The 7,600-nt window shown below is 55.8% G+C and carries 7 protein-coding genes, 1 tRNA gene and 1 pseudogene; 6 read left to right on the plus strand and 3 right to left on the minus strand.

Going from position 1 to position 7,600, the window contains the following annotated elements; genetic code table 11:
- Window positions 1-946 (minus strand): DUF4125 family protein (locus tag V6C07_RS10985; RefSeq protein ID WP_333536521.1); only part of this gene is annotated, 946 nt, incomplete at its 3' end.
- 125 nt (window positions 947-1,071) lie between these two features.
- Here V6C07_RS10985 and V6C07_RS10990 point away from each other — a divergent pair.
- From V6C07_RS10990 to V6C07_RS11000, 3 genes are all read left to right on the plus strand, one after another.
- Complete coding sequence (locus V6C07_RS10990) at window positions 1,072-1,818, plus strand: DUF421 domain-containing protein (protein WP_333536522.1); 747 nt, start codon at window positions 1,072-1,074, stop codon at window positions 1,816-1,818.
- Window positions 1,819-1,936: 118 nt separating this feature from the next.
- Window positions 1,937-2,188, plus strand: a complete 252-nt coding sequence (locus tag V6C07_RS10995; protein WP_333536523.1) for a GlsB/YeaQ/YmgE family stress response membrane protein — start codon at window positions 1,937-1,939, stop codon at window positions 2,186-2,188.
- A gap of 198 nt (window positions 2,189-2,386) precedes the next feature.
- A complete protein-coding gene (locus V6C07_RS11000; protein WP_333536524.1) occupies window positions 2,387-3,217 on the plus strand; it encodes a hypothetical protein in 831 nt (276 codons plus the stop codon).
- Between the two features lie 104 nt (window positions 3,218-3,321).
- Here V6C07_RS11000 and V6C07_RS11005 read toward each other — a convergent pair whose 3' ends face one another.
- Together V6C07_RS11005 and V6C07_RS11010 are read right to left on the minus strand one after the other, a co-directional pair.
- Window positions 3,322-3,690: a hypothetical protein gene (locus tag V6C07_RS11005; RefSeq protein ID WP_333536525.1), complete on the minus strand. Its 369-nt coding sequence runs from the start codon at window positions 3,688-3,690 to the stop codon at window positions 3,322-3,324.
- A gap of 491 nt (window positions 3,691-4,181) precedes the next feature.
- Window positions 4,182-4,259, minus strand: a tRNA-Pro gene (locus tag V6C07_RS11010).
- A 130-nt stretch (window positions 4,260-4,389) separates the two neighbouring features.
- On the opposite strand from V6C07_RS11010, the gene V6C07_RS11015 reads away from it, so the two are divergent.
- From V6C07_RS11015 to V6C07_RS11025, 3 genes and pseudogenes are all read left to right on the plus strand, one after another.
- Entirely contained in the window at window positions 4,390-5,457 is a 1,068-nt protein-coding gene (locus tag V6C07_RS11015) for a protein-glutamate methylesterase/protein-glutamine glutaminase (protein WP_333536526.1), read from the plus strand.
- Window positions 5,458-5,484: 27 nt separating this feature from the next.
- The gene (locus tag V6C07_RS11020) at window positions 5,485-7,416 is read left to right on the plus strand and encodes a HEAT repeat domain-containing protein (protein WP_333536527.1); all 1,932 of its coding nucleotides are present in this window, start codon (window positions 5,485-5,487) and stop codon (window positions 7,414-7,416) included.
- Window positions 7,417-7,418: 2 nt separating this feature from the next.
- A pseudogene (locus V6C07_RS11025) lies at window positions 7,419-7,600 on the plus strand (CheR family methyltransferase); the annotation flags it as partial.

Raw genomic sequence — 7,600 nt, forward strand, 5'->3', positions numbered from 1 at the left:
AAACGGCAGCGGCCCGAACCGATGCCTCAAGCTCCTCAAGGCCGGACTTGCCCATGAGCCGGGCCAGGCAGGCATAGCGCTCCTCGGCTGCATTGCGCCCCGCATGCCGGGCCTGCCGCAAATCCTGAGCATACAGGGCAAGCGTTTGCGGCGAAAGGGTTTCCAGTTCACAGCGCAGGCACTTTTTAAAAGCGCCCCGGCTGTCAGGCACAACCACATGCGGATATTTAGCGGAAGCAGTGCGCATGAAAGCCTCTTCCGCATCAGCAATTTCATCCAGCAGAGGACTGGTGCTTAGCGGAGGCAGGCGGTTATCCATACGGGCGTATTTTTCAATCATGAAATTGCGCCCCGTCTGCTCGGCGCGGCGCAGATCCTCAAGATAGGAGGCAAGCGTTTCGGCGTTGAGCGGCTCGTGAGCCATACGCCGCATAACCCTGAAGCTGTCTGGCCTCTGCTGGCAGAGGGCTGTGCCGCCTTCATTGGGCGTTGCCGGAAACATGACAAGTTCCCGCTCGATAATTTCCGCCAGCAGCGCCTGACGCGCGTCCGACAGTGAGGGTTGCGAGGCCCGTTCCGATGCGTGTCGCGTGGCGGAAATCGGCTGCGGCCCCTGTTCGGCCAAGGCCCGGCGGCACAGGTCAAGATTTTTCCTGTAACTTTCCGCTTCCACGCTGCGCCCTTTACCCAGCCTGTCATAACAGGCCACAGCCTCTTCAAGGGTACGGGCGGCCTCGCTCCACTGCCCGTCCGAAGCCAGCGCCACGCCCAGATTGCCCAGCGAAAAGGCCGTATCCTCGTGTTCGCCGCACACCTTCCGCCGCAGAGACACTGCCTGGCGATGCCAGTCTATGCCCGCAGCGAGCAGGCCACGTTCCTCATACAGGCGTCCCAGATTACAGGATACTCCCGGGCAACAGCCGGTGGGAGCACCTATCAGTTGCAATTACTGCCTGTATTATATAGTCTTGACGAAGATAAGAATTCCCGCCAGCCAACCTTTCCTTCCGGCCTGTTTTTGTTTCACCAGCCTTTCATCTGCCCCAACCTTCTTTCGCTCCGGAGTCTATTATGGACCAAGCTTTCTGGCAGTCCGCCCAGCTCTACGGAAACATCGCCGTCAAACTTGCCGTGGGCCTTGCCACCTTTATATTTGTCTTTCGCACCACAAACCGCGGCCAGCTTGCGCAAATGACCTCCATAGACCTTATCGGCAACTTTGTTATGGGCGGCATTCTGGGCGGCGTCATCTATAATCCGGATATCGGCATCACAAAATTCATCATTGTCCTTGCCATATGGCAAGCCATGGTCATAGCAGTAAATTTTTTGCGCATGCGTACAGAATCCGTGCGTAAAATGATTGTTGGCTCACCAAAGCCCGTGGTTATCAAGGGTAAATTTCTTCAAGACAAATTGACTGAAGCCGGTCTTGATATCGGAGACTTTGCAACACTCATACGAATGCAGGGTATCCACTCCATGAAAGACATATGGAATGCCCAGATAGAACCCAACGGCCAGCTTACGGTGCAGAAAAAAGAAGATCCGCACATTTCAAACGTGGTGCTCAACAATGGGGTTGTTGTTGAAGCCGCACTTGAAGTCATCGACAAGGATGAGGCATGGCTCAAAGCCGAACTGCTGAAGCAGGGCTATGATTCCTATGAAAATATTTTCTTCGCGGAATGGAATGAACAGCGAAACAGCGCCGGAAAGCTTTCCGGAAATCTATATGTCGTTGAACTTGATCATAAAAAAGAAAAGAAAGACAGCAGCGAACCCGTCCCGCCGCAACAGCACAGGCAACCGGCCTGACGCCCGCGCCTGGCAGCACACTGCGGCGCAAGAAATGCGTCCAGACGCTTCTTCAGGCCCACCCAAGGTTGAAAACGGCTAGCGGCTGATCTTGAGAGCAACACAAAAAGAGGACACTATGGGCATAATTTCTTGGATAATCTTCGGAGTAATCGCAGGAGCCATAAGCAAGTTCATCATGCCCGGGCGGATGGAAAACGGATTTGTCATGACATCCCTGCTCGGCATTGTCGGGGCTTGCGTCGGCGGATTTATCGGCACGTCACTGGGTTTCGGGAGAGTTACCGGCTTCAATCTGCCCAGTTTTTTTATTGCCGTGCTTGGGGCCATGATTGTTTTGATTATCTACAGCAAGCTTAAAAGCAGATAACCGCCGTGCATGAACCGTTTGCAGCGCTGTTGCCGGTCAACGCCTGCCGAAGCATGCCCGTGCGAAGACCAGAGGGCGGCCGGGCCACGCACAGACGTACTCTCCGCTGACAGCGCTTGATGCAGGGAGCCGCCCCACTCTGGGCAAGCGCCCCTGCGGCGTGACACCGGGGCAGATACGAGGAGCAAGGGGGAATTTGTGGCTGAAAATGAAAACCGCCCGACAAACGGAGCGGAAAATGGCAACCGCCCGCGAGGGGCCGCGCCTTCAGGCTACGCCCAGGCACACGAAAAAGATGTTTTTTCCGACAAGGTAACCTGGTCGCTTTTTCTGAAGGCGGCGCTTCTGGTGCTGGGCATCTGGTCTGCCTCTGCTCTGGGACTGTACGCTTTCACTGAAGATTACAGTAAATCCGGCACATTCGGCGATTCTTTCGGCGTGTTGAACGCGCTTTTTTCCGGTTTGGCCTTCGCGGGGATTATCGTTTCCATTAAAATGCAGAACGATGAAATGCGCGAACAGCGCAAGGAATTGCAAAAACAGAAAAAAATCGCCCTGCTCTACCACAGGGAAAGGATGTTTCTGCTGCTCATGGACGAATTTAAAAAATCGCGCGAACGCCGCTTTGCCGTTGCTGACGTGCGGATGATCATTCGCGAATGCCTGGGCTGCGATGGGCCGAACGCCCCCGCCGCTGCCACTGTGTCCAGCCTGGTGGCCGAAGTGGAGGGTCTGCTTGCGGCACGCCCGGAGGAAACCCCGCTGCTACAGATTTTGAATCGCAAAGTTTTCCGTCATGAACGGTGCGAAGTTTTTATAAAAACCTTTCGTCAGGCCGCCGACAGCGTAAAAAGATTCGATCCTGCCAGTCGGGGAGAATATTACGACATCCTGTGCAACAGCATGTCTGATGCGGAAGAAGCTCTGCTTTTCCTGTGCTATGCCGCCCGCTACGGCGCCCAGACCGCGAAAAACCCGCAGGCCATGAAGTTGCGCGAAAGCTTTGACGAGATCAAAGCCAGGCTTTAGCGCTGCTTTCATTAAAAACTCTGCGTCTGGGTAAAAAGGCAGAAGTCGTAAAAATATTTTTTTCTGCGCCAAGCCTGAGAAAAAGAAAAAACGTTTTCCGCAAACTAGAGCATTTTAACTTTGAAAAAGTGTAAATGCTCTAACGCTGCACGAAAGTGCAGCGCGCCACAATGTGGCGTGGATTCAGCCGAAAATCGCATTTTTCGGCTGAATGAAAACTTTGAAATGTGAAGCATTTCAAAGTTAATCTGCTCTGCAAGGATTTTCTTGAAAATCCTTGCCACGAAATGCGAGAAGGCAGGCTTTTGCCTGCCGCAAACGAGTATTTCAAGTGTTAAATGCTCTAGGACACGGCGAAAAAAGTTTTCCGCAATAAAATTGGAAAGCCCCGGTGGCGCCGGGGCAATCAGGGATGTGTAAGCAGTTGTTTGGAGACTATGCCTCAACACGGCATCGCTGTCAACATAGTACACCAGTTGTTGTTTTGTTTTATAATGCCTATGCTGTGAAATACGTCAGGAGCAAGAGTTCGCAAGGCAGCCCCTTGCGGGGCCGGGCTGTGGTGCATGCACCCGAGGCTCGAAACGCGCGTGGGCCCCAGATAACATCCGACTGCTGGGCAGCTTTTTGCATTGTGATGAAAGAAAAAATGGGCCATCCGGACGGCTGCGGCAGGAACAAGGGCAATTTCAGCGCGAAACCGTCTGGCGGCAGCGCTGGCAGAAACCCGTACAAAGATCAAGCACAGCGCCAGCGTTACTCAAGGGATTTGTCCCAGCATCTGCCAGTGAAGGCGGCATTACGGGAGGGCCGTGCGCCGTTGCGCGCGGGTAAGGCAAAACGTTGAGAATGACTTTTTCGACCATAAAACCACTTTCGTACGTATTTTCAGTAGCTTTGCACCCCCGCTGTACCCCGACAAAAAAAGGAGCCACAGGGATTACCTGTAACTCCTTGATTTTTCTGGTCGGGATGGCGCGATTTGAACGCGCGTCCTCAGCGTCCCGAACGCTGCGCTCTAGCCAAGCTGAGCCACATCCCGTCGAGAAAGGCAACATATGCGAGACACGTAATTTTGGCAAGCCATTTTTTATTTGTAAAAAAATAAGGGCTGGCGTAGCATGACGTTGGCCTCTTGAGGAACAAAAATCTTTGCGGAGCGAGCAGCCTGTATGACCCGTGTTCTTGTAGTTGATGATTCCACTTTTATGCGAAATGCCATTACCGCCCTGCTGGAACAGGATCCGGAAATCAAGGTTGTCGGTACTGCCAAGGATGGATTGGAAGCCCTGCAAAAAGCCGAGGAACTGGACGCGGACGTCATGACCCTGGATGTGGAAATGCCGCGTCTTGACGGTTTGGAAACCCTCCAGCGGCTTATGAAGGCCACTCCCATGCCGGTACTCATGATAAGTTCTCTGACCGAAAGCGGAGCAGAGAGCACGCTAAAAGCGATGGAGTACGGCGCGCTGGACTTTATTCCCAAAAACATGAGTAATGATCGCGATGCCTTTGGCGCGGAACTGCGGCGCAAGGTCTCGGCTCTGGCACGCCGCAAGACAATTATCCGCCTCAAGTACCGCCGCATCAACAATATCCCCATGCCGGCCGCCCCGCCGCGCACGCAGTCACAGCCCATCGACTATGTGCAGACCCCCTGCCACGGCCCCCGCGATCTGGTGGTTATCGGCGTGTCCACCGGAGGGCCGCCGGTGGTGCAAAAAATACTTTCCGCCCTGCCTGCGGACATTCCGGCCTGCCTCCTGATCGCGCAGCATATGCCCGCAGCCTTTACCGGCCCCTTTGCCAAAAGGCTCGACAGCGTATGCCGCATAGATGTCACCGAAGCTCAGGACGGCGACCGCCTGAAAAATGGACACGCCTATGTCTGCCCCGGCGGCAGGCATATCAGTATCCGCATGCGCGGCCCCCTGCCCGAAGTGGCAGTCACCGAAGAACCCCGCGATGCCCTTTACAAGCCCACAGTCAACCTGCTTATGGAAAGTGCGGGCAAATTTATGGGCCGCCGCACCCTGGGCGTCATGCTCACGGGCATGGGTTCTGACGGCTGCGAAGGCGCAAGGGTGTTGAGGGAAAAAGGCGGCTGTCTCATTGCCCAAAATGAAGCCTCATGTGTAGTATACGGCATGCCCAAGGCAGTAGTGGACGCCAAGCTTGCAAACCAGATTCTCGACGCCGACGACATAGCCCAGGCCATCATGACGATAATCAGAGGCTGATCTAGCAGCGCAGCAGGAAACGACACTATGGAACACACGCTCAATACGTCTTCGCCCATTCTGGAAGCATTGCAGTCCGACGACAGCACGACTATCCGCCATGCCGCCTTCAGTGCGGGCGATATGGCCTTGCAAGACGCCGTCCCCCTGCTTTGCGAGCATATCAAAAGCAGCAATATCGGTGTGCAGGAAGCGGCGGAATATGCCCTGCGCAAGATTCGCGGCCCGCATGTGGTCGCGGCCCTGCTGCCCCTGCTGCGCAGTGACGAAGCTCCGGTGCGCAACGTAGCCATGGACATCCTGCGCGAAATCGGCAGCGACAGCATTGAGAGCATACAGCCCTATCTTCAGGACGATGATCCCGATCTGCGCATCTTTATCGCCGACATTCTCGGCTACAGCCTCACGCATCAGGCCGCCATTCTGCTCGGCAGGGCGCTGCTGAAAGACCCGGAAGTCAACGTGCGCTACCAGGCGGCTGTCAGCCTGGGCAATCAGGCATTTCCCGAAGCCGTGGGCCCACTGTGTCAGGCCATGCACGATGAGGAATGGGTGCAGTTTGCCGTGGTGGAAGCCCTTGCGAAGATCAAGGACCCTTCCGCCGCCAACGGTCTTGTAAAGCTGTTGCCCCAGGCATCTCCTCTGGTAAGTTCCGCCATCATTGACGCTCTGGGCGGCATGGGCGACGTGAAGGCCATTCCCCTGCTTTTCAGTTCGCTTGAAAATGTCAGCGTGCCTTTGCGGCACAAGATCGTCAAAGCCATCGTACAGATTTTGAGCGGCCGGTCCCTGTCGCTTCTTTCCGCCAAATCGCAGGAACGGCTGCGCACGTACCTGCTTGAAGCCCTCACGGACAATGATGAGGATATTCTGCTGGCGGCCCTGCAGGGCCTGAGCGCCATCGGGCGCGAAGACGCCACAAAAGCCATCATCGACATGGCCCTGACCCTGGATGCGGAACGGCAGCCAGAACTTTACGACGCAGCGATCCAGTCGCTCGCTTCGGTCGGTTACAACGATGTGCTTCGCGATGCCTTACGCAGTGATGACGAGCGCCGCGTTGCCATCGCTATGGAGGCATGTCGCCTTCTTGACGACCGCAGGCCCGTGGAAGAGCTGAAAAATATCTATTGGCGCGTTAGCCCGGATCTGCGCCGTGCCGCAGCGGCCGAGGCTGCGATCTTGGGCGACTGTACCGATGTTCCGTTTTTTTTCTCTGTGGTTGAAGAGTCCGACGATGCGGAAGTTCTCAAAAGCGCTCTGGTCTTCTTCGGCAATCAGCACGCCTGCCCTGAAGTGGAGGACGTGGTCTTTGCACAGATCGACCACCGCTATGCGGACGTCAGGGAAATGGCGCTGGAAGCATGCATCAATCTTCACAGCCCCAAGCTCAATGCCCACTTCAAAGAAAGAGCCCGCAGCGACGACCCCGTGCAGCGCATGATGGCAATCTACGCTCTTGGGCGGTACAGCGTGACGGAAAATCTGGAAGAGATAGCCCAGGCGCTTGAAGACCCGTCGCCGCGTGTCAGACAGGTGGCGGTGGAGGCTTTCCAAAACCTTGGGCCACAGGCTGAAGCCTTTTTGCCGAAGCTCATGACCCGTCTGCTTGACGAAGACAAAGACGTGCGGGTGGCGCTGGTGGACCTGCTCGGGCAGATCGGCACTCCGCCCGTCATGCCGCATATTATCGCAGCACTGGCTGACGACAATGACTGGGTGAGAATCCGGGCCATCGAAGCGTTGGGCATGCACAAAATTGCCGAGGCAGTACCCATCCTGGCCCAGATGCTGGAAGACGCCAGCCCCATGGTGACCTTCAAGATAATAGAAGCTCTGGGCATGATCGGCGGCAATGTGGCTTTCACTGTGCTTCTGGGCATGATGGATAATGAAGACCAAGAAATTCAGCATGCTGCGGCAGAAGCGGTGGCAGCCATACAGGCCGAACAGGAGTAGCCATGTCACAGCCTCCTACCATGTTTCCCTATAGTGCGCCGAAAAAAAGCGCCGACGAAACGGAAAAAAAGGATTCCACGGGTTCCGCCACGCCATCCACCGGCATCAGGGACGCAGCGCAGCCCTCTCCGTTTTCGCGCCCCGCTGCCCCCCAGGAACAGCGCCCGGCTTCCGCGGCGGCATC

This window comes from Desulfovibrio sp. 1214_IL3152 (genome assembly GCF_036763055.1).
Lineage (GTDB): Bacteria > Desulfobacterota > Desulfovibrionia > Desulfovibrionales > Desulfovibrionaceae > Desulfovibrio.

Excerpts from the sequence above, each read along its gene's own strand:
- V6C07_RS11020 (WP_333536527.1), top strand. The coding sequence starts at position 5,485 with ATGGAACACACGCTCAATACGTCTTCGCCCATTCTGGAAGCATTGCAG.
- V6C07_RS10990 (WP_333536522.1), top strand. The coding sequence starts at position 1,072 with ATGGACCAAGCTTTCTGGCAGTCCGCCCAGCTCTACGGAAACATCGCC.
- V6C07_RS10995 (WP_333536523.1), top strand. The coding sequence starts at position 1,937 with ATGGGCATAATTTCTTGGATAATCTTCGGAGTAATCGCAGGAGCCATA.
- V6C07_RS11015 (WP_333536526.1), top strand. The coding sequence starts at position 4,390 with ATGACCCGTGTTCTTGTAGTTGATGATTCCACTTTTATGCGAAATGCC.